A 21014-nucleotide genomic window follows, 5' to 3' on the forward strand; every position below is an offset into this window, starting at 1 on the left:
TGCCGGTCTTATCCTGTTCTTTCCACAGAACGGATGGCAACATGACCACAAGCACGGCTGTTCCCGGCGCGGGGAGCGTCCTGGCGCCCGGCGTTTCACGCCGCGAGGTGTGGGGTTGGGCAATGTATGATTTCGCCAACTCCAGCTATACCACTGTCGTCATCACCGCCATCTACAATGCCTATTTCGTCGCCGTCGTTGCCGGCGGCAAGACCTGGGCGACGCTGGCATGGACCGCCGCGCTGGCAGTATCCAACCTGCTGCTGATGGTCATCGGACCGGTACTCGGTGCCTATGCCGACTTGCGCGGCAACAAGAAGCGCATCTTGCTTGCGTCCACGGTCGGCTGTGTCGCCACCACCGCGGCACTGGCGCTGTCCGGGCCGGCCACACTCTGGCTGAGCGTGCTGATGCTGGTGCTGTCCAGTTTCTTCTACGGCATCGGCGAAAATCTCGTCGCCGCCTTCCTGCCCGAGCTGGCCGGCAGCGAGAGCCAGGGCAAGGTGTCCGGCTGGGGATGGAGCCTCGGCTACATCGGCGGCTTGCTCTCGCTCGGCATCTGCCTTGCCTATGTCAATTGGGCAGCGGCGCAGGGGCAGCAAGCCTGGCATTACGTACCTGTCACGATGCTGATCACTGCCGCCATGTTCGGCGCGGCTAGCCTGCCCACCTTCCTGCTGTTGCGCGAACGCGCGCCGCGCCAATGGCAAGCGAGCGGCGCCGGCCTGGCACGACAGACCGCCGCACGTCTCATGCAGACACTGCATCGCACGCATCATTACACCGATCTGCGCCGCTTCCTGCTCTGCATCGTGGTGTATCAGTCGGGCATACAGGCCGTCATCGCGCTGGCCGCGATTTACGCGCAGCAGGCGATGCGCTTTTCCACGCAGGACACGGTGATGCTGATCATCGTGGTAAACATCACCGCCGCCATCGGCGCGTTCGCATTCGGCTACGTGCAGGACCGCATCGGCCACGTCGCGACCATCGCGATCACGCTCGTCGGCTGGATCCTGATGGTCGCACTGGCATGGATGGCGCAAGGCCCGGCGCTGTTCTGGCTGGCGGCCAATATCGCCGGCCTTTGCCTTGGCGCGAGCCAGTCCGCCGCGCGCGCCTTCGTCGGCATCCTCAGTCCGGACCTGCGGCGCGCCGAATTTTTCGGCTTGTGGGGCATGGCGGTGCGACTGGCCTCGATCGTCGGCCCGCTGACCTATGGGCTGGCGACCTGGCTGTCGCGCGGAGACCATCGTTTGGCGATGCTGATCACCGGCGGCTATTTCGTCGCGGGCTTGCTGATGCTCGCGGCGGTCGATGCGGAGCGCGGACAGCGCGCGGCGCAGACGTGAATGGAAACATGCATTTTCTTCCAGCGGTGGAAACACCTTTGCGCCTGCCTGGCGATGGCGTTCTGCATGCCGCTGGCATCGGCGCAAGCTCTGCCTTTCTCCGACGCGGAAACGCCTTTGGTGCACCCGCAACCTCAGCCGGATGATCTCGATCCGCAGCAGGTGCGACGGCGCACTCTCGGCCTCATGGTGGCCAACGCGCTGGCCGTCGGTATCTACGGCAAAACCCATTGGTGGCAGGATGGATTCAGCGGCCGTTTCCGGACCGTGAGCGAAGGCTGGTTTGGTCAAAACACCTATAGCGGCGGCGCCGACAAGCTCGGTCATTTCTACATGAACTACGCCGGCACACGCCTGTTCGCCCGTGCGTTCACATGGGCCGGCAATACACCCGATCAATCGCTCAGGCAAGCCGCCTGGCTGACCCTGGGCACCTTCACGGCGGTGGAAGTGCTCGATGGATTCTCCCGGAATTGGCGCTTGAGCAAGGAAGACGTGATCATGAACGCGGCCGGCGTCGGCGCGGCCTTGCTGATGGAGAAGAAGCCCGAGCTGGATCGTATCGTGGACCTGCGTCTTCTCTATCGTCCGTCGCGTGATGACGGCGGCGGCTTCGATCCGTTCGGCGATTATTCCGGGCAAACCTATCTGTTCGTCGTCAAGGGCAAGGGCATTCCCGCTTTGCAGAACATGCCCTTGATGCGCTATCTTGAATTCGCGGTCGGCTACGGCACGCGCGGCTACTCGTCCAGCCCGGCCGGCAGCGACGGACGCTCGCGCAACGTGTATGCCGGCATCTCGCTCAACGTGTCCGAACTGTTGGGGCAAACCGTGTTCAGAAACAGTAGTGAAGAGCGACGGGCGCGACGCGTGACCGATACCTTCCTGGAATTCGTGCAGGTGCCGGGGACGGTGGCGCTGGGAAGGCACCGTCTGCGGGCGGATTGAGCGAGCGCGAATCCGGAATCGGAGAGGCATGAGCGCTCGCGGCTTCAAGAGGAGCACGGCACCGGCGATCGCAAGGAGTTGCATTCCATGATGCAATCGAACCAAGCGCAGAACCACATCATCCGCGTCATGTTCGGCGGTGACGTGATGCTCGGACGCCTGGTCAAGGACGCCATCCTGCGCTACGGGCCGGATTACCCGCTGGGCCCGATCGCCAATCTGATGCGCGGCGCCGACCTGACCGTGGTCAATCTCGAGTGCGCCATCACCGCGTCGACCGAGGAGTGGCAGGGCGCGCCCAAGGCATTCTATTTCGGCGCGCCGCCCGAGGCCGTCGAGAGCTTGACCAGGGCCGGGGTCGATCTGGTCAGCCTCGCCAACAACCACGTCCTTGATTTTGGCATCGAAGGATTACGCGATACGCTGCGCCTCCTGCGCCGCCGTGACATCCGCTTCGCGGGTGCCGGTGAAGACAGGCGCGAAGCTCTGTCGCCGGTGACGATCGATTGCGGCGGCATCCGCTTTGGCATGGCGGCATTCTGCGATCATCAGGATGATTTTGCCGCACGGGGCGACCGGCCCGGCATGGCCTATCTCGATTTCGACGATGAATCCGCCGTCATGGCCGCCTTGCGCGAGGCGCTTGAGCCCTTGCGCGACGCATCAGTCGACTGGCCCATCCTGTCCTTGCACTGGGGGCCGAACATGGTGTTCCGGCCATCGAAGAAATTTCGCAGGATCGCGCATGCCGCCATCGAGATGGGATGGAAAATCCTGTTCGGCCACAGCGCGCACGTGTTCCAGGGAATCGAGATCCATAGGGGCTGCCCGATCATGTACGCGGCGGGCGACCTGGTGGATGATTACTATGTCGACCCCGACTTCAGGAACGACCATCAACTGCTGCTGGAAATGGCACTGACGCGCGATGCCCTATGCGGCATCACGCTGTATCCGGTGTTCATCGAGGACTGCCAGGTCCGTCGCGCCAGCGGGGCGCAGGTCGACTACATTGCCGGCTGGATGAGCTCGCTCTGCCGCGAAATGGGAACGCCTGTACGCCGCGAGGCGGACACGCTGCGCATCGAAGGCCACGCACCCTGAAACCTTGATGCGGCGGCCATTCACGCCGTATCAGTCGTTCACGAAGTGGCAAACGTAATGCACCGGTTCCAGCGCTTCAAGCTCGAAGCGCGTGTTGCCCGGCACGCGGAAGCGCTGGCCGCCTTCATAGGTCTTCCAGTCACCTTCCTCGCCCACGCGCGCGCGGCACTTTCCCTCGACGATCTCCATGATTTCAGGCGAATCGGTCGCAAAGCTGACCGAGGAGGGCATGATGACGCCGATCGTCTTTCTGGTGTGGTCGGGAAAAATCACGTTGTGCGAGATGCATTTGCCGTCGAAGTAGATGTTCCCCTTCTTGGCGACGGAGACATGATCGAATTGCGTGCTCATCGGCTCTCCTAACCCGAAATATGATGATGGCCGGCAGTCACCCTCTTGGCTTGCAGGCCTTCGCCCGCGCCACCTTGCTCCAGGAACTGCACTTCGGTGCCGACCGCCACCGCATTGAAATCGGGATAGACCAGGTTGTCGCGGTGAAAATAGAACTCCCGCCCGTCCGGCGTTTCGATGAATCCATAGCCGTCTTCGAACAGCTTCGTGACGTGACCGTGCAGTGGTTCTTCATGCGTTTTCACATCGCCGCGTTGCTCGCGCACGTAATCCTGCAATTTCCGCGCCGCAGCGTCGAACGCGTCGCGGATGACGACGAATACATCCTCATGCTGATGGACATGACTGATGGCAATCTCCGTCTGCGGCACGGTCAGGTCGATACGCACTTCAAACATGCGGCCTTGCGTATGATGCTTGCCGGCAGCATCGACAGTCACATGGCAATGCATCACATGTTCGGAGAAGTGGTCGAGCTTTTCTGCCCGCTTGCGGATTTCCGCCTCGATGGCATCGGAAGGAGGGATATTGAGAAAGGTAATATGCAGAGGGATTTTCATGATCTTGTCCCGTTGATGGGCATGGGCTACCGCATTTAGATTAGAACGATGCCCCGGGGCGGGCTTGAGCCAGCGCAGACCGCGGTATCTTTTTCTAGGGCGTGTCATCAATTACTTTGCACTCCCGAAGTAATTGATGACACGCCCTAGATCCCCAGCGAATACCGATGCGCGCCGTGGGGCAGGACGGGAATCCGGCGGGCGGCATCGATCATCACGCGCGCCGCGAATGCGGCGATCTCGAAGCGCGCTTCCAGCAAGAGGCTTTCATGCACGCCGGAAACGGGTGCCGAACGCCTTTCGAGCACCATGCCTTGTCCCTCTTCGGCTTCCAGTTCGGACAGGCTGGCCACCTGGAATACCTGCGTTTCTTCATCCGCAAACAGCGGATCGGCTGCGATGGCCGCGCGCACCGCCGCGATGTCGGCGCCACGCGCCAGTTCCACGTAGACATACTGCTGTGGCATGCCATCCGCAGCGCGAAACTGGCCGGCGAGCGCGCCTTTGACGCCGGGGATATGCGCGGCCGCCGCGCTGTGATGAAGACTGATGCCGGGATGGCGATGGAACAGGTTGTGGCCGCGCGGGATCAGGATTTCGAAGGCGCGGGTAAACAAGGGCAGCACGCCGGGACTCCAGCCGGCACCGACCACAGACGCGATCCGGTAATGGTTCGCCGCTGCGTCGATGTCGGCATGATGCGCCTCCAGCGTGGCGCCCTCGAGGCGCGCGCACTCGACGATGGGGAAATGCGCCTGGATCAGCTCGCGTGCCACGCCCAGCGCGGCATCAGCCGGAACGCACACCAGCGCCACATCGACAGGCGGGAGTTCGCGCACATGCTCCGCGACCGGAAAGCGCCGAAACCTCTGCGGCACCGCGCGAAGCGAATCGGGACGCCGTACGATGCCCGCGAGCGTCATGTCGTCCTCGCCGGCGAGCGCATCGGCACATGCTTGTCCGAGCCTGCCGAGGCCGATGACCGCCACTTGCAGTTTCTTCATCGCGCTATCCGTTTTCTGTTCGCTTTCTGTCCGCCTTCTGCGCACCGGCGCAGGCCGCATTTTCATATTAGGCGACGTTGAACAAACCGGCGAATTTCGAATTCCTCTCGACGTGTTCGATTCGAATCGGAAATCAGTGGCGTTGAGCCGGTTATTTGGTGCAGATTAAGGGCGCATTGAGGTCGTCGATCGGCGCATCCTTGTGCTTGCGCACGCGTTCATTGGTGAAGCGCCTTCGATTGTGTCAACGTCTTTTGTCCGCGTTCCTCGTCGAACACCAGTGCCTGTTGTTTCATCGTTGTTCTCCGGATCGGCTCTCAAAAGCACCTATGAAGCGCGGCGAGCTATCGGATCTACTTGTTCCGCGTTACTTTATGCCTGTTTCCGCCCGATCGCGCTTGGGGCAACCTACGCCGCATGGGTCCTCGCCCCCGCCTTCATCAGCACATCTGCAACTCTTACCGAGGTCGGAAAGAGCGAATTCAAACTGTGCGTTCGACCGGGCAGATAGCTGCGTCGCAGGTCTCGTCGCGAGTTGGCATACCCCAGCACATCGAGAGATCCCAGGTACTGAGAGGTCGAGATATGTTCCGGAAAATAAGCGACGCAACCGATTGTTACCACATGAGGATTCGCCGGAAGCGTATTTGAATTGGCTTGGGCAATCGCGTTCAAGGCAAACGCTAGCGAAAGGCATCCTTTGCTATGGCCAACCAGGAGCGCAAGACTGTTGGGCCTCGAGAACAGCTTCCGAAGCATAAGCACTTCGCTCGACTCATCCAAAAGTAACGCCCAAGGGCTGGGCCACTCGTTGCGCGCCGCATCCATATAGTCAGGTGTGATTGCCGCTTTATCCTTCGTTAACTGTGCGCTTTTCCCATACCCCAAGGCTCTCACTTGCTCGGCAATATCGAGAACGGCATTGTTCGTGCCTAGAACAAACCAGCCACCGCATGCATCGGCAAGAAAGTCGGCCGCTCCATAACCTGGCACCACACCCGCCACCGGTTGGTTCAGGAAGTCCGCGACGTTGCGCGCCAGGGCCGCCGCCGCAATGGCTGTACTCCCTACACCCGGCACGATCAGTGCCTTGACCAGTGGCTTTCCAGTCTGCTGCGCGGCAATAAAGTCTTCGCCGCTCAGCATCTCGATTCGTGCCGACGCTATGCCCGGAGGAACGATGAGCACTGTGCCTTGGCTGAGCATGCTTGCTGATAGCATGGACAATTCCGCCGGCTTTAGTGCCGTGACATCGTAATACATGATATCCACCGCCGCATTCCATATGGACATGACTCCGTGAAGTGCCGAAGCGAGCGGCGTGACGGCCTTCGTCGCTACATGCGCCGCATACTTCGGGCTCATGGGCACGGCCGCTTCCCCAACATCTGCCAGCCTCTGTCGAGCATCAACCTCGATGGCTTTCATGAAATCGTCGATGTTCCCGAATGCGCTCTTATAAGGAGCGATATACGGCCAGGGATCGAAGTGATATGGCGCGGCGCGCACCTGATCGTCCATTTATGACTCCTGTATGAATCAGTCCTGTGATGAATAGCTGCCTGCCGCCGGTCGATACGCTTTACGGAAATTCGAAAACGGCACGCGATGAGAAGCACAGTGCGCAGGGAGCTTATCGAATAAGATGCGCAACGCGCGAGAAGAGTTACGCAAAGGCGCAAGTAATTGAGATTCATCAGGCTTTGATCTGGCGGTAACCGCGGAATCTGGAAAAACCTTTAGCCGGTGCCTATAAAGAGACGGCCGGCTACCACTCGGCTTGGAGGTAGTTTTCGCGGAGGCTTATCGTGATCTCGGAAACCAGGGCAATCAGTTACGTCTCGGACTTTTGGGCAAGTTTTCCGTTCGGTCGTGAAATCACGAACGTGCAGAGGTATCAGACATTTTTCCTTGGAGAGCCATTCCAGCTTAGAAAAATAATTACGAAGATCAGATGTCCGGCCGGAATCGCTCATAGCAACATCGTGGGTTCGATCAGGCTGGTCAACGACCACAAACCCCTCAATAGCGCGATCGCTGGTTTTGTTGTGGATCGGCATTCGGTGTCGTCGGATTGGCAAAATGTTTCCTGCTCTGTTCATTGCGATCTAAGTCCAGGGGAATATGCTCTTGTGCTCGGTCAAGGCGAGCCTGCTTCGAATGCGGCCTATGAGTGGGGCGTAGGCGCGCGTCGGGAAGGCTTATTCTTTGGTTCGGGAAATACGCCTATCATCGGAGCAACCGCAATCGACTACAAAGATGAATCCGAGCATGGTGTCGGCTGGATGCAGCTCGAAGGCGAAGGCGAAGGCGAAATAATCGATTTCACTCACTCGGGCACCGACGGCAACGGATTTGGAAATTACACGGACGAGGTAAAGCGATATCAGACATTTTTCACGACGGATCATTGTGAACGAATCACGGGAATAGACCTGAAGATCAGAAAGTTTAACGGCATCGGGCAAGGCGACCTTACCGTTGAGCTCTATACCGTTGCCGTCGACGAATTCAATCCGCCGAGAAGCCAGCCAAACAGTCCCTTGGCCTCGGCGACGATTCCATCATCATCCATTGGAGAAGATTGGACGATCGTTCATGCCCCACTCATGGCCAATGAGCTTATGCCATACATGATGTATGCCATTGTTCTTGGTCAGCGCACGCCAGGGCCGCCGCGCTATGAGTGGGCAGTGCGCAAAATGAACGACGGAAGCTTCTTCGGAAAATGGAATGGATCGTCCTGGATCGCGGAGCCGAATCTCGGTGATGGATGGATGAAGCTATGGGGGCATCGCAAGACCACTGTATTCCCGGTGGCACAGCATGGCAACGTCGCCCACGGATTCGGCAATTCGGAAGACGAGATAAAGAGATTTCAAGTCATCGACCTCGCGCAGAATATCGGAAAGGCGCTGATGGGCGTCGATTTACGATTGAAAAAATATAATGGGTGCAGCCAAACGGACATCACGGTTCAACTTTACGACGTCGATTCCAAGGAATTACCCATTGGAGCGGCTCTCGGGGAAACGGTGGTTCCTGCGTACTCGATACCTAATGACTGGGCTATCGTGCATGCGCCGCTTTGGTGCCGTGATCTGCCATCGAAGGTGGCGCTCGTGCTAAGCCAACGTGAGCCTCACGCCTCTCGATATGAGTGGGCAACGGGAGCAGGCATCGAGGAACATCGCTTTGGCAAATGGAATGGGACGGAGTGGGTGGTCGAGGCAGGGAGAGGAGCCGCCTTCGCCAGATTGTGGATAGAAGAACCTCTCTCAATCATAGACCTTGCCCATGCATCCCTGATTGGATATTCCTTTGGTGATCCCCGCGATGCATACATGAGATATCAGACAATCGTTCCCGATGGCGCATTGCAAATAAAGGGTGTTCAACTGAAGCTCAGAAAATTCTTCCAGTCGGGGCAAACGGACCTTATGGTTTGGATCTATCCGCTGGGCCAGGATGGCAAGCCGCAAAGCTGGCCGGTTGCGTCTGCTGTTGTTGAGTCTTCGCTAATAGGGACCGACTGGACGATTGTCAATGTCCCCATTTCCACCGGCACTTTGCTTGGCGCTTTTGCCGTCGTTGTTTCGCAGCGCAATGCAATCGAGCCAAGGTACGAGTGGGCAGTGAAGGAGGTTAATCCGGCCTTCAACTTCGGCAAACGCACGGGAGGCGACATTCGCAGGTGGCGCGACGAATCCGGTCTGGGCGATGGCTGGGTAAAGATCTGGGCCATTCGCACCTAGCCCGAATATTTGACCGGAATGCGGAGTGACGGTGCGCGACTTGCGAGTCAGTTCGCGTTTCGACGACAAGCCAATGGCGCGGCTATTGGCGCGAAGCAGAGACGCAAAATGGCCGCAAATCGCATGCATGCGCCCCGGCGGACGAGAACTTACGGTTTGGAGAAGGGCAGCAACAGCATGCTGCCGCTCTGATCGTCGCCGGTGTCCACGCGATACTTCGGCGTGCCCACAAAGCCGTGCGTGCGTCCTTCTGCATCCTGGTAGTCGCCTACCACCTGGCCCCGGTTGTTGATGCCGAAAACTTCAGTGGACACCGCGCCCGGATAGTCGATGGTGAAGTACTTGCCTTTGGCGAGAAGGAAACCATGCGTTCCGGCCGTCTCCCCGAAGGTATTGCCGACGATCTGTCCCCGGGCATTGATCCCGTTGGGCGTCGTCAGCTGCGCGCCGGGACGGTCGATCACGGTGATGCTGCCGCGCCGCGACAGGTAACCATGCTGTTTTCCGTCGCTGCCGACATATTCGCCGACGATGTCCTCGGCAATGTTGATGCCGTGCGCGGTGGTCGAGATCGAAGCGGGAACATCGACCACGGTGAATACACTGTTCTTGAGCATGAAACTGTGAAGGTCGGGAATGCGGGTGGAGTTGAAATTCCCGACGATGGTGCCTGCATCATTGATTCCGCGCGCCGCCGTGACGTCGAACTCGGAGGTGCTGATGGTGCTGAAGACACCGCCATCGATCCGGAAGCCGTAATCGAATCCGTGTCCCATGCGGTAGGAGCCGACAATCTGCCCACGGTTATTGATGTCGTACGCGAACTCGGCGATGTCCGGCGATTCGCCGGGCGCATGCGGATATTCGATCGTCGTGAATTCACCGTTCTTCAGCAGAAAGCCGTGGTTCACGGAAAACTGTCCAGGGATCTGGGGATGGCTGAAGGTGCCGACGACATGGCCGAGGTCGTTGATGCCGTACGCCTTGGTGCTCGGCGCATCCGGCACGTCGATGGTCTTGAAGTCGTACTTCACGGCAAATGGGTGAGGAATGCCATCGGTCGGTGGCGCGACATTGCCGTTCGCCATGGCCGCTGAGGGTGAACCCGCAATGAAACAGAATGCCGCCGTACAGTTGAACAAAAATGCTCTCACAATATGCTCCTTCATGAATGCTGCAGGATTGAACAAGGCCTTGCTACGCAGATACAACGATGGGCGTCGTTGTCGTTTCCGGCGCTTTATCGGCTATTCGGGCAGCATGCAGGCCCGATTGCGACAAAGGAGCGCATCTCTGAAGGACGCGTGGATGATGATGAGTTCACGGCGCAAGCGGGACGCAGAGCGCCCTGCATGAATGACGCGAACGTGGGATAGGCAGGGATGGCCCTCGGTTCCCCAATCTAGGATGGTGAAGATTTCGGTTGCGGCGACGGAGCTTGCGCATCCGCAAGGTTTCCGGCCAGCGCACGCGGACTTGATGAACTGAGTTCCTTCTTTGAAGTCACACCATTGCCTTACCAATGTCTCGATCAAAGAAACTAATTCAACGTTGGCCGACCAGAAAGGAGAACACCATGAAGTTCGGAGCAATCAAATCAGCCGTTATCTGTGTCCTGGGAGGCGCCCTGATAGCCGGGTGCGCGTCGTCACCGTCCTCGTCGACAGTTGCCTCCACCCAGAAGAATATTAGCAGCGGGAAAATAGCCGCCGTCGAAACCACCGCGGTAGTCGACCAGACGACGGTAGGATCAAGCTCCGGCAGCGGTGCCGTGGTCACGTCCGCCAGCGGCGGTCCGTCCCTCATCACCGTGCAATTCGATGATGGCACGCAGGGAAGATATGTAATTGACCACCCGACATCCGTGCACAAAGTCGGTGAGCCGGTCAATGTGATTACCGATGGCGATCGCATTACGATCACGACGCGCTAGCGGCTCTGTTGTATCGTCACGCCGGCGGGCTTGCCATGCATGAATCAGGCAGGCCGCCGGCGGCGTCCGGCCTGTAAATTTCCCTTCATCCTGCCAGCGAGACTTCCTTCCGGTATGCCGGGCAGGGTTCCTGCCTAGGAGGCCAGTCGCGTTGTATAATCTCGCCTCCCCGCCGCACCACACCTCGCCTTGCCATGTCCGACCAGAATACCGAATCCCGCGTTTACGAAGACCGCCTCTGGAAGGATGACGGCTGGACAGCCAGGGTCATCAAGAACGAAGACGACGAAGGATGGGCGGTCGCCATGTTCAAGGACGGTGAGTCGGAACCGGCGCTGGTTGGACCGTGGACCATGGGCCGCGACAAGAAGAATCCCAAGCCGCTCGATGCCAATGCCTTCTCCACGCTGGTCAAAACCGCATCCGAAGTCCTGCGCCGGCATGAACAACAACTGCATGCCACGCTCAACAAGCGTGTCGCCATCACGCTCAACGGCGCGGCCATCACCGTCACGCTGACCATCGTGCCGGATGACTATGAGCCGCACGGCGTGCTCAGGGCGATCGATGAACAGGGCAGTGAAATTGCCAGCAAAAAGGTTGAACCCAATTTCGCCCTGACGCGCGCAAACGCCAGTGCCTGGGCTGACAAAGGCTTCAGCCGCTGAGCTGAGCAAGGGCGGCGGCTCCAGCGCCCGAGGCGTTCCCTATCGGTGGTACAGTAAAACATCGCGAACCGGAGTGAGCTTCGGCCACCGGCAATTCTGAAACGGACTTTCCCATCATGAGCAACAATCACGACATCAAACCCGGCCAGTCCGTCGAGCTGTTGAAGGAGCTGCATATCCTGACCCGCGACGGCAAGCTGAACCAGGACAGCCGCCGCAAGCTCAAGCAGGTCTACCACCTTTACCAGTTCATCGAACCGCTATTGCAGGAAGTGCAGCAGGATCATCCCGATATCACCCTCGTGGACCATGGTGCGGGCAAGTCCTATCTCGGTTTCATCCTGTATGACCTCTTCTTCAAGAACCTGAACGACAAATCGCACATCTACGGCATCGAGACTCGTGACGAATTGGTGAAGAAATCGCAGGAGCTGGCACAGCGACTGGGCTTTCCCGGCATGTCGTTCCTCAATCTGTCGGTAGCCGAGTCGATCAGTTCGACACAGTTGCCGGAAACTGTCGACGTCGTCACCGCGCTGCATGCCTGCAATACCGCAACCGATGACGCCATTCGCTTCGCACTGCAAAAGAAGGCGAAGTTCATTGTGCTGGTGCCTTGCTGCCAGGCGGAAGTGGCTTCGGTGCTGAAGAAGAACAAAGGCAAGTCGCTCGGTCGCGACGCCTTGACCGAGATCTGGCGCCATCCCATCCACACCCGCGAATTCGGAAGCCAGGTCACCAATGTCCTGCGCTGCCTGCAACTGGAAGCGCACGGCTACCAGGTCAACGTGACCGAGCTGGTGGGCTGGGAGCATTCCATGAAGAATGAATTGATCATCGCCAGCTACAAGGGATTGCCCACCGGGCGTCCGAGCCGGCGCTTGCAAGAGGTGCTGCGGGAACTGGGGCTCGAAGAAATGGGAGAACGTTTTTTTGCACCAAGGATTGCACCCGAATCTGTATCGCAGGAATGATGCGGCGGAATCGGCCGCGCGCGTTCGCATGTTCCGGCGAGGCCGAGGCGGGATTGGGCAACGATGGTGCGGTCATCGCCGCCGAGATGCTTGCGGGCAGTTGGATCTGAGGGGAAACGTGGCCGATCGGCGTGGAGATCCTTGCCAAAACAACAGCTTCCAGGCTTACAATCTCCATAAATGCCGTCGATGCTGGCAGGAAGTCCAGCAATGTTTATCTGCCGCTACGACCTGGACAGGCTTGACGTGCAGTATTCGAGCGGTAGAAAAACACTATTCGTTCTACATCTGGAGTTTCTGAGTGAAGAGATTTAACGTTTGGCTTGTCCTGGCGCTGTTGAACTTCGCGATGCTCGTATTTCTTGCGGTGGACCGCCTTCGTCTATTCGGCAGTATTTTAGTCGCGAGGGTCTTTTGATTCTGGACGGTGTAAGCCCTTTTTTTGGGGCGTTCCGATGTTTTTCACATTTGCACTAATGTCTCGGATCGAAAAACGGAATGATCGACTCGATGCCTTGGAAAATGAATTACGCCGATTCGGCACGGGCATTTCCGCGGATGTAGAGCATGGCAATGAACCAAGCTACTAATCGCACCTGTTATTTCAACCGTTGACGGCGAATCCTACTGTGTCCCTTTCGACCGCCCAGATCGGCAAGTCCGGCGAACTTTTGGTGCAGTACCGACTGTTGATGTTGGGAATCGAGTCCGCCTCTTTGAGCACAGATTTCGGGATAGACCTCGTTGCTTACTCTCCGAAGCTTGCACGCGCAATTACTATCCAAGTGAAAACCAACCTTAAGCCGAAGCCGGGTGGGGGAAAAGGAAAAGAAGCTTTGGATTGGTGGGTATCCGAAGATTGCCCGGCATCCCTCGTTGCACTGGTAGATTTGAAGACCGAGAAGGTGTGGTTGCTAAAACGCGAGGAGTTGGACGAGCACGCGCAGCAACGGTCTTCCGGCAGGCTTCACATCTATATGTACACTGACCCAGCTGCAAGGCCTCGCCAGCTTGGACGGCTGGCACACGTCTACGAGTTTGAACGTTTCATCATTTCAAATCGAGCAAATGAGATATTTGGCGTCTAGTGTAGTGCTTTCGAGATCATTGAACTATATTCGATGCGCGTCGCCATAACATCATTCCTGGAACGGAGCGAATGATGAACGAGGCAACGGCGATCGAGTTGAGCGAGGAACAGCGCAGCGAGCTGGAACGTCGCGTGAGATCGCAAACGACCGATGTGCGGGTGACCAGGCGTGCGCGAATCGACGCCGCCGAGATCGTGCGCCTGACCACGCAGACGACACCGAAAGGCGCGGCGCACATGGGCATCTCCGATACGACGGTCCACAAGGCATGGAAAGCGCATGGTCTCAAGCCGCATCTGGTCGAAACGTTCAAGGTGTCCCGCGACCCGAAATTTGCGAAGAAGCTGGAAAACATCGTCGGTTAGTACCTTAGTCCCCCGGAGCATGCGCTGGTGCTGTGCTGCGGTGCAAGCGCGAGATCGCACGCAGCCGGGACTGCAGTTGAAGAAGGGGAAAGCCGCGACGATGACCCATGATTACAAGCTGCATGGCACGATCACGCTTGACGGCATGGTCATCTCGCACTGCGCGCAACATCGCCAGAGCGCGGCTGGCTTTGGTGAAGATATTCATGCTGAACGCCGAAGGGGGATGCCGCCCACCGTGGCGGAATCTACCGGCGCCACAGGTAGCAGTGGGTCACGCCGGGAAAAGTCAATACGGCGAAAAACGCGGAACTGATCGTCCAGATTCTCCAATCCGTTGTCACCAACGTGCTTGTATGGCCTTCCAGAAAATAAGCAACAGTCATCCAGAGAAAATAGAGAATCAGCCATTCCAATGCGCGAACCGCGCCAGACTTCACCTGCGCGCGCGAAAATGGCGGCAAGAGCCGGCGCTGAATGAGGAAGGGGGCATTTGCCATTGCAATGGCGGAAAGTAGCGATACGACGGCGGACTGCTCGGTAGTCATGAGGGGAGCTCTTACGAATCGGAATAGTCAAAGTGAGCCGTAGGAATGCAGTCCGGAGAGAAAAATATTCACGCCCAGGAAGGCAAACAGCGTGATCACGAATCCGACTATTGCCCACCATGCCAGCACAGGGCCGTGCACATTCCTGATCAAGCGCATGTGGAGCCATGCGGCATAGTTGATCCAGACGATGAGGGCCCAGGTCTCCTTCGGGTCCCATGACCAGTAGCCGCCCCACGCTTCCGCCGCCCACAAGGCACCCAGGATGGTGGCGATCGTGAAGAAGACGAAGCCCAGCGCAATTGCCTTGTAAGTGAATTCCTCAATCCATTCGTGTGACGGCAGGCGAGACGAAAAATAGGAACGCTTTGACAGCAACTGCGCCGCACCGAGCATTGCTGCGATGGAGAAAGCGCCGTAGCCGATGAAATTGGCCGGGACATGCATTTTCATCCAATAGGACTTCAGCGCCGGAATCAGCGGCTGAATCTCGTGGATACTGGCGTCGGCGCCATACCAGAATGTGAATCCGACTGCCGCGCTCACGGCCAGCATCACGAACGCGCCCAGCAAGCGGGTCTGGCAGCGCTGTTCAAGGTACAGGTAGAGCACGGTAGTCGTCAGCGAGAACAGAACAAAGACTTCGTATAGATTGGACACCGGGATATGTCCGATGTCGGCGCCAAGCAGATAGGATTCGTGCCAACGGATCAGCAAGCCAGCCAGCGCGAGAAAGCATGCCAGCCAGGCGACGCGGCTCCCGAGCTGCAGGGTCTGGTCGGAGCGGTGTATCCAGCCAAGGCCGTAAAGGAAGGTCGCGCCCCAAAACGCAGCACCCATCCACATGATGTTTGCCTGGCTCGACAGGAGATACTTCAGCAACATCGAGCTTTCGATTGATTCCAGCGACCCATGGTACAAAAGTACTGCCAGCAGGCTATACGCTACCGCTGTGGTGCTCAATCGTTGAATAGGTCTCCAGCGCATGCCGCCGATCGCGAGTGCCGCCGCGCTTATCAGCAATATGCCAATTTCGTAAACGTCCATCAGTGCCGAGAAATGCAGCAGCGCATACAGACTGCCGGCCGCCACGGCGCAGACGAAAATCAGATCATCAAGCTGCACCAACCTTTTACGGGATAGTCGACGGTCGACCCGGGTGTGGAGGGAGAGATCAGGAACTTGCATGAGGATTTCCTTGAGATTCGCCTGGTGAAAAAGATGGATTGGCCTTTCCCGTGGAGAGACGCGTCAGGCCGTAGCGTTGGACTATGAAGATATTTTCGATTCCCTTGATGTGAGCTTCGAACTCTTCATCGAGAAGCGGGCTGCCGCGATTGGCGGAGTAGGCAATCAGAAGTGTGCCGTGTTGCGCCGGAGACACCCACAGCCACAAGCGTCGTTCGCGAATGAAGTACATTGCGCAGACGCCGAGTGCCAGCAAGGCGGTACCGCCATAGACAACGCGCGCACCCGGCGCGTGCGTTACCTGCAATACCGATGAATTCACCTGGCCGATCGACACCGGTTCGAAGTAGATGGCGATACGGGCGTCGCGCGCGTCGTCAAAAGCATTCAGGGCGTCATGCAAAAATCGGTCATTCTGCGCCGCAGGTCCGCCGATCATGGCGGCGGCCGCACGTTGCAGCAGTTCACCATAGATTCGGGCGGCCTTGGCTTGCTCGTTTTTCGGCAAATTGGCAGGGACCATGTCGACCACGCCGCGCCAGCCTTTCGTAGAAAAAATTTCCAGCAGCGTGGCAACCGTTTTTTGCAGGGGCAAGGCGAGCTCGGCATTTTTCGCAGACGCGCTCACCTGGTCCGCCGCTTTCGCAATCGCGGACGTCTGTCCGAGCGATGCGCTCAGCTTGCGATAGCTGTCCAGGGTGCCGGCCGCATCGCGCGGAAATCTCACATACTTCAGCGCGTTCTCCGTTGCGTCGCGACGGCCGATTACCGCATAGCTGGCGTTGTCGATCGTGATCGGATTACGATAGACGTTCCATTCGCTCGCCTGGCCTAGTTTGTCGCGCAGGAGGAAGCTGAGTGATGCGCCGACATCCTCCATATTCGCCCTCACGTCGCGTTGCGAAAACCAGCCCGCTCCGGGTGACGACGCGAGTTTTGCAAATACGTTCATCGCGCGAAAGTCGGTGAATTCGACGGAATATGGTTCACCATTCAGCAGCAATGCGCTCGCTGCGCCGACCGTCCCATGAAAATGGACAGACTCCGACGGACGGTCCAGCCAATGCAGCTTCATGTCGACCTTCGTGCCGCCGTCGCCGAATCCCGACTGATACAAGGTGATGCCTCTATATGTAAAGGGATGATTGACCTGTAATGTGGCGGCCTGCACCTTGTTGCCATCGATGATGTCGATATCGCTGGCGAAATCCCTGGGACGGCCATTGTCGTAGTGCTCGACGCGAAACCGCTTCATGTGAATCGAAAACGGAAGCTCCTGGAGCAGATAGCCGGTGTTAAAGAACAGGAGGGCACTACTGCCTGTGCTGCCCTCCACTAGATTCATCGTTGCACGAAACGATCCGGAATCCGCAGCCAATCTGCTGTGCTGCGGCACCTCGTCCAGCGGCAGATCGCGCGTCTCGGTTTGCAGCAGGCCTGACCATAACTGAAGGCGTAACATGACATTCCCGTCGATCAGCCCGCCAACGCAAATCATCACGATCGCGCCATGCACAAGCAAATAGCCGAGGCGCCGCAAACCGCCGGCACGTGCGGCAAACAGCTGGCCACCGCCGTTGAGCGCACGCGTTCTGAAGCTGAATCGTTTGGTCTGCAGGTAGCTGCCGAGTGCGGCCAGCAGGGCAGCATGGCCGGCGCCGTCCCCGGCGTCCAGCGTGAATTCCCGACAATGCGGAGTACGTCGTAATCCGTCGAGTCCTTTGTGCTGCCGGAAAGCGCGCATCTCGCGCAGCATGGATGGCGTGTTCTGGATCAGGCACAACGCCGTCGACGACGCCATGAACCCCAGCAGGACGAAGAACCACCACGCATGATAAATATCGGTCAGGCCGGCGAGCGACAGCAGCTCCGCCCAGAACTCGCCGTACTCGCTGATGTACAGGCTCGCCGGCTTTCCTTGCTCGAGCACGGAACCGATGGATGCCGCCATGGCGACAACCGTCAGGATCGCAACGGCGAAGCGCATCGAGCGCAACAGGCGCAAGAGGTCCTTCAAGCGAGCATGTCCAAGGGTTCGGCAGCCAGACCGCCGGGTTGCCTGCGCCGGTCCTGCGTGAGCAGCAGCGAATACGCCACCGGGATCACGATCAGCGAAAACAGCGGTGCGGACACCATGCCGCCGACCAGCGGTGCCGCAATGCGCTTCATGACGTCGGCGCCGGGCTGGTCGGAAAACATGATGGGCAACAATCCGCCCAGAATCACCGTGACGGTCATGGCTTTCGGACGCAGGCGCAACAATGCGCCGTTGATCAGCGCACGCATGACATCGGGGCTGGACGCAGCTGCATTGCTCCGCTCGGCTGCCAATGCATGGTCCAGATACAGCAACATGACAATGCCGAATTCGGTAGCGACGCCGGCCAGGGCAATCAATCCGATCACCACCGCGACCGACAGCTCGTAACCGATCAGATAGGTGAACCACAGCCCGCCGATCAGCGAGAAGGGCAGGCAAAGCAGCACAAGGCCCACCTTGATGAAATTGCGAAAATGAATGTAGAGCAGTGTCACGATCAGCAAGAGCGTGAAGGAGACCGTTGTCCACAGGTGCGCCTTGCCTTGTTCGAAATTGAGGTACTGACCCTGCCATGCCATGCTGTAGCCCGGCGCGAGCTTGATCTTCTGGTCGAGCAAGGCGCGCGCCGCGGCCAGGTAACCGCCGACATCCTGTGTTTCCAGGTCGATGAAGACATAGGCCACAGGCCGCGCACCTTCGCTCTTGATCTCGGTCGGACCGTCGTTGATCTGCAGCCGGGCAACATCGCGCAAGGTGACGATCGCGCCGCCCGGCGCCTTGATCCGGATATCGCCCAGCGCGGCCACCGAATCGCGGCTGCTACGCGGATAACGCAAGGTGATCGGGAAGCGTTCCCGGCCGCTGACAATGGTTCCGGCCGATTCACCACCGAGCGCTCCCTGGACCACTTTCTGAATGTCGGCGACACTCAGCCCGTGGCGTGCCGCTTTCTCGCGCTGGATGTCGATATCGATGTAACGGCCTGCATTAATGCGCTCGGCAAAGACGGAACGGGTCCCCGGCAATGTACGCAACAGCGACTCGATTTCGATCGAGCTGCGTTCCAACTGTCTGAGATCCGGCCCGCTGATCTTGATGCCCAGCGGTGTGCGGATCCCGGTAGACAACATGTCGATCCGCGTCTTGATTGGATATCCCCAGGAGTTGGTCAGTCCTGCCAGTTGCACCGCATCTTCCAGCTTCTGGATCAGGTCGTCGGTGCTGCTGCCGGACGGCCATTGCGACTTTGGCTTGAGCATGATGGTCGTTTCCAGCATCGAGAGCGGCGCATTGTCGGTCGCAGTATCGGCCCGTCCCGCCTTGCCGAATACCCGTTCGACTTCGGGCATCGTCGCAATCAGGCTGTCGGTCCGGCGCAGGATATCCCCCGCTTCGTCTACCGACACCCCTGGCATCGTGGTCGGCATGTACAGCAGGTCACCTTCATCCAGAGGCGGCATGAATTCGCTGCCCAGTCGGGTGACCGGCACGATCAGCGTCGCCAGTGTCAAGGCTGCGACACATATCACGAGCCAGGGATGACGCAGCGCGCCCTTGAGTGCAGGCGCGTACAGTCGCATCAGCACTCGGTTGACGGGATTGTCCGCTTCGGCGCGAATGCGCCCGCGGATTGCATAGCCCATCAGGACCGGTGTCAGGGTGATCGCCAGCATGGCGGCGGCGGCCATCGCATAGGTCTTGGTGTAGGCCAGCGGGGTGAACAGCTTGCCTTCCTGCCCGGTCAGGGTAAACACCGGCAAGAACGACACGGTAATGATCAAAAGCGAAAAAAACAGGGCAGGACCGACTTCGCCCGCCGCCTGCCTCACGACGGGCCAAATGTCCCTGCGGTCGGCAGCGCGCTGGCCGCGTAGTTCAAGGTGGCGATGCATGTTCTCGATCATGACGATGGCCGCGTCGACCATCGCGCCTACGGCAATGGCAATTCCGCCGAGCGACATGATATTGGCCGAGATGCCTTGCGCGCGCATTACATACAGCGCGGCCAGAATACCGATCGGCAGCGTGACGATGGCAACAAGCGAGGATCGAAGATGAAACAGGAAAACCCCGCATATCAAAGCCACCACCAGCGATTCTTCCAGCAGCTTGTCACGCAGGGTGGTAACCGTGCTTTTGATCAACCGCGAACGGTCGTAGGTGGTGATGATCTCGACCCCGGGCGGCAGGCCGCGCTTGAGTTCTTCAAGGCGCGCCTTGACTGCGGCGACGGTGCTCAAGGCATTCTCGCCATGGCGCATGACGATGATGCCCCCGGTTGTCTCGCCCTTGCCATCGAGATCGGCCACGCCGCGGCGTGCCTGCGGACCTAGCGTCACATCGGCGACTTGACGCAACCGGATAACGTTACCAGCGCTATCAGTCATCACGGGGATGTCCCCGAAGTCCGCACGATGACGCAGGTAGCCATTCGCACGCACCAGATATTCGGAGCGCGCCATTTCGAATGAAGCGCCTCCGCTCGACTGGTTGGCGTCCTTGATGGCCTGTGCGACCTGGTCTGTCGTCACGCCGTGGGCGAGCAAGCGAAGCGGATCGATTTCAACCTGAAATTGCCTGGCCATGCCGCCGACGCTGGCGACCTCGGCAACGCCGGGAACGCTTTGCAATTCGAACTTCAGGAAGAAATCCTGCAAGGCGCGCAACTGGTCTGGAGCGGTTTCTCCGGTCTTGTCGACCAGCGCGTATTCATAGACCCAGCCGACTCCGGTTGCATCGGGCCCGAGCGCCGGTGTCGCGCCGGGGGGCAAGCGGCTGCTGATTTGAGCGAGGTTTTCGAGAACCCGCGAGCGGGCCCAGTAGAGATCGGTCCGGTCCTTGAAAATCACATAGACATACGATTCGCCGAACATCGAAAACCCGCGTACGGCCTTTGTGCCCGGCACGGAAAGCAGCGATGCCGTCAGCGGATAGGTAATCTGATCTTCGACGAACTGCGGTGCCTGCCCCGGAAACTCGGTCTTCACGATAACCTGCACATCGGACAGGTCCGGCAAAGCATCGAGCGCAAGCCGTGACAGCGACTCGATGCCGAGTATCGTCAGTACCAGGCTGAACATCAGCACAAGCACGCGATTGTTGATCGACCAGTCGATGATCCGCTTAATCACG

At 58.8% G+C, this 21014-nt stretch carries 17 protein-coding genes and 1 pseudogene; 9 read left to right on the forward strand and 9 right to left on the reverse strand.

Annotated elements, in window-relative coordinates; translation table 11 throughout:
* Nucleotides 1-41 precede the first annotated feature (41 nt).
* The 3 genes from E6W33_RS08580 (at nucleotide 42) to E6W33_RS08590 (ending at nucleotide 3404) form a co-directional block, all read left to right on the forward strand.
* Complete coding sequence (locus E6W33_RS08580) at nucleotides 42-1352, forward strand: MFS transporter (protein WP_211097267.1); 1311 nt, start codon at nucleotides 42-44, stop codon at nucleotides 1350-1352.
* Nucleotides 1353-2300 carry a DUF2279 domain-containing protein gene (locus tag E6W33_RS08585; protein ID WP_136416419.1) on the forward strand — a complete coding sequence of 316 codons (948 nt, stop codon included), beginning with the start codon at nucleotides 1353-1355 and terminating at the stop codon, nucleotides 2298-2300. It abuts the gene before it with no gap.
* Nucleotides 2301-2387: 87 nt separating this feature from the next.
* Nucleotides 2388-3404 (forward strand): CapA family protein, encoded by a 1017-nt coding sequence (locus tag E6W33_RS08590; RefSeq protein WP_136416421.1) that lies wholly within the window; start codon nucleotides 2388-2390, stop codon nucleotides 3402-3404.
* A 30-nt stretch (nucleotides 3405-3434) separates the two neighbouring features.
* Here E6W33_RS08590 and E6W33_RS08595 read toward each other — a convergent pair whose 3' ends face one another.
* The 4 genes from E6W33_RS08595 to E6W33_RS08610 all read right to left on the reverse strand — a co-directional run bounded on the left by E6W33_RS08595 (nucleotide 3435) and on the right by E6W33_RS08610 (nucleotide 6840).
* Nucleotides 3435-3755 (reverse strand): pyrimidine/purine nucleoside phosphorylase, encoded by a 321-nt coding sequence (locus E6W33_RS08595; RefSeq protein WP_136416423.1) that lies wholly within the window; start codon nucleotides 3753-3755, stop codon nucleotides 3435-3437.
* Between the two features lie 8 nt (nucleotides 3756-3763).
* Nucleotides 3764-4315, reverse strand: coding sequence for an HPF/RaiA family ribosome-associated protein (locus E6W33_RS08600; protein WP_136416425.1), 552 nt, complete (start codon nucleotides 4313-4315; stop codon nucleotides 3764-3766).
* A gap of 146 nt (nucleotides 4316-4461) precedes the next feature.
* Nucleotides 4462-5319: an NAD(P)-binding domain-containing protein gene (locus E6W33_RS08605; protein WP_168798574.1), complete on the reverse strand. Its 858-nt coding sequence runs from the start codon at nucleotides 5317-5319 to the stop codon at nucleotides 4462-4464.
* A gap of 408 nt (nucleotides 5320-5727) precedes the next feature.
* The gene (locus tag E6W33_RS08610; protein ID WP_136416428.1) at nucleotides 5728-6840 is read right to left on the reverse strand and encodes a hypothetical protein; all 1113 of its coding nucleotides are present in this window, start codon (nucleotides 6838-6840) and stop codon (nucleotides 5728-5730) included.
* Nucleotides 6841-7127: 287 nt separating this feature from the next.
* Between E6W33_RS08610 and E6W33_RS08615 the strand changes: the two genes are divergently transcribed.
* On the forward strand, nucleotides 7128-9074 hold the full coding sequence (locus E6W33_RS08615) for a hypothetical protein (protein WP_136416431.1): 1947 nt from the start codon (nucleotides 7128-7130) through the stop codon (nucleotides 9072-9074).
* Between the two features lie 149 nt (nucleotides 9075-9223).
* On the opposite strand, the gene E6W33_RS08620 is transcribed toward E6W33_RS08615, so the two are convergent.
* Nucleotides 9224-10228, reverse strand: a complete 1005-nt coding sequence (locus E6W33_RS08620; protein ID WP_168798575.1) for a hypothetical protein — start codon at nucleotides 10226-10228, stop codon at nucleotides 9224-9226.
* 422 nt (nucleotides 10229-10650) lie between these two features.
* Between E6W33_RS08620 and E6W33_RS08625 the strand changes: the two genes are divergently transcribed.
* The 5 genes and pseudogenes from E6W33_RS08625 to E6W33_RS27285 form a co-directional block, all read left to right on the forward strand.
* Nucleotides 10651-11007, forward strand: a complete 357-nt coding sequence (locus E6W33_RS08625; protein ID WP_136416435.1) for a hypothetical protein — start codon at nucleotides 10651-10653, stop codon at nucleotides 11005-11007.
* A 194-nt stretch (nucleotides 11008-11201) separates the two neighbouring features.
* A complete protein-coding gene (locus E6W33_RS08630; protein ID WP_136416437.1) occupies nucleotides 11202-11675 on the forward strand; it encodes a hypothetical protein in 474 nt (157 codons plus the stop codon).
* A 116-nt stretch (nucleotides 11676-11791) separates the two neighbouring features.
* Entirely contained in the window at nucleotides 11792-12649 is an 858-nt protein-coding gene (locus tag E6W33_RS08635) for an SAM-dependent methyltransferase (protein WP_136416439.1), read from the forward strand.
* 629 nt (nucleotides 12650-13278) lie between these two features.
* Complete coding sequence (locus tag E6W33_RS08640) at nucleotides 13279-13737, forward strand: hypothetical protein (protein WP_136416441.1); 459 nt, start codon at nucleotides 13279-13281, stop codon at nucleotides 13735-13737.
* Between the two features lie 74 nt (nucleotides 13738-13811).
* Nucleotides 13812-14241 (forward strand): annotated as a pseudogene (locus tag E6W33_RS27285) (IS630 family transposase); the annotation flags it as partial.
* Between the two features lie 112 nt (nucleotides 14242-14353).
* Here E6W33_RS27285 and E6W33_RS08650 read toward each other — a convergent pair.
* From E6W33_RS08650 to E6W33_RS08665, 4 genes are read right to left on the reverse strand one after another with little or no spacing between them, the layout of a single operon-like run.
* Nucleotides 14354-14653, reverse strand: coding sequence for a DUF2818 family protein (locus tag E6W33_RS08650; protein ID WP_136416444.1), 300 nt, complete (start codon nucleotides 14651-14653; stop codon nucleotides 14354-14356).
* A 27-nt stretch (nucleotides 14654-14680) separates the two neighbouring features.
* Nucleotides 14681-15841 (reverse strand): c-type cytochrome biogenesis protein CcsB, encoded by a 1161-nt coding sequence (gene ccsB / locus E6W33_RS08655; RefSeq protein WP_136416446.1) that lies wholly within the window; start codon nucleotides 15839-15841, stop codon nucleotides 14681-14683.
* Nucleotides 15828-17858: a cytochrome c biogenesis protein ResB gene (locus tag E6W33_RS08660; protein ID WP_136416448.1), complete on the reverse strand. Its 2031-nt coding sequence runs from the start codon at nucleotides 17856-17858 to the stop codon at nucleotides 15828-15830. Before E6W33_RS08660 ends, ccsB begins: the two co-directional genes overlap by 14 nt.
* A complete protein-coding gene (locus E6W33_RS08665) occupies nucleotides 17855-21013 on the reverse strand; it encodes a CusA/CzcA family heavy metal efflux RND transporter (RefSeq protein ID WP_136416450.1) in 3159 nt (1052 codons plus the stop codon). Before E6W33_RS08665 ends, E6W33_RS08660 begins: the two co-directional genes overlap by 4 nt.
* Nucleotide 21014 lies beyond the last annotated feature (1 nt).

This window comes from Herbaspirillum sp. ST 5-3 (assembly GCF_004804275.1).
Classification (GTDB): domain Bacteria; phylum Pseudomonadota; class Gammaproteobacteria; order Burkholderiales; family Burkholderiaceae_D; genus Noviherbaspirillum.

Coding starts and splice junctions, on each gene's coding strand:
- E6W33_RS08580 (WP_211097267.1), top strand. CDS start 42: ATGACCACAAGCACGGCTGTTCCCGGCGCGGGGAGCGTCCTGGCGCCC.
- E6W33_RS08585 (WP_136416419.1), top strand. CDS start 1,353: ATGGAAACATGCATTTTCTTCCAGCGGTGGAAACACCTTTGCGCCTGC.
- E6W33_RS08590 (WP_136416421.1), top strand. CDS start 2,388: ATGATGCAATCGAACCAAGCGCAGAACCACATCATCCGCGTCATGTTC.
- E6W33_RS08595 (WP_136416423.1), bottom strand. CDS start 3,755: ATGAGCACGCAATTCGATCATGTCTCCGTCGCCAAGAAGGGGAACATC.
- E6W33_RS08600 (WP_136416425.1), bottom strand. CDS start 4,315: ATGAAAATCCCTCTGCATATTACCTTTCTCAATATCCCTCCTTCCGAT.
- E6W33_RS08605 (WP_168798574.1), bottom strand. CDS start 5,319: ATGAAGAAACTGCAAGTGGCGGTCATCGGCCTCGGCAGGCTCGGACAA.
- E6W33_RS08610 (WP_136416428.1), bottom strand. CDS start 6,840: ATGGACGATCAGGTGCGCGCCGCGCCATATCACTTCGATCCCTGGCCG.
- E6W33_RS08625 (WP_136416435.1), top strand. CDS start 10,651: ATGAAGTTCGGAGCAATCAAATCAGCCGTTATCTGTGTCCTGGGAGGC.
- E6W33_RS08630 (WP_136416437.1), top strand. CDS start 11,202: ATGTCCGACCAGAATACCGAATCCCGCGTTTACGAAGACCGCCTCTGG.
- E6W33_RS08635 (WP_136416439.1), top strand. CDS start 11,792: ATGAGCAACAATCACGACATCAAACCCGGCCAGTCCGTCGAGCTGTTG.
- E6W33_RS08650 (WP_136416444.1), bottom strand. CDS start 14,653: ATGACTACCGAGCAGTCCGCCGTCGTATCGCTACTTTCCGCCATTGCA.
- ccsB (WP_136416446.1), bottom strand. CDS start 15,841: ATGCAAGTTCCTGATCTCTCCCTCCACACCCGGGTCGACCGTCGACTA.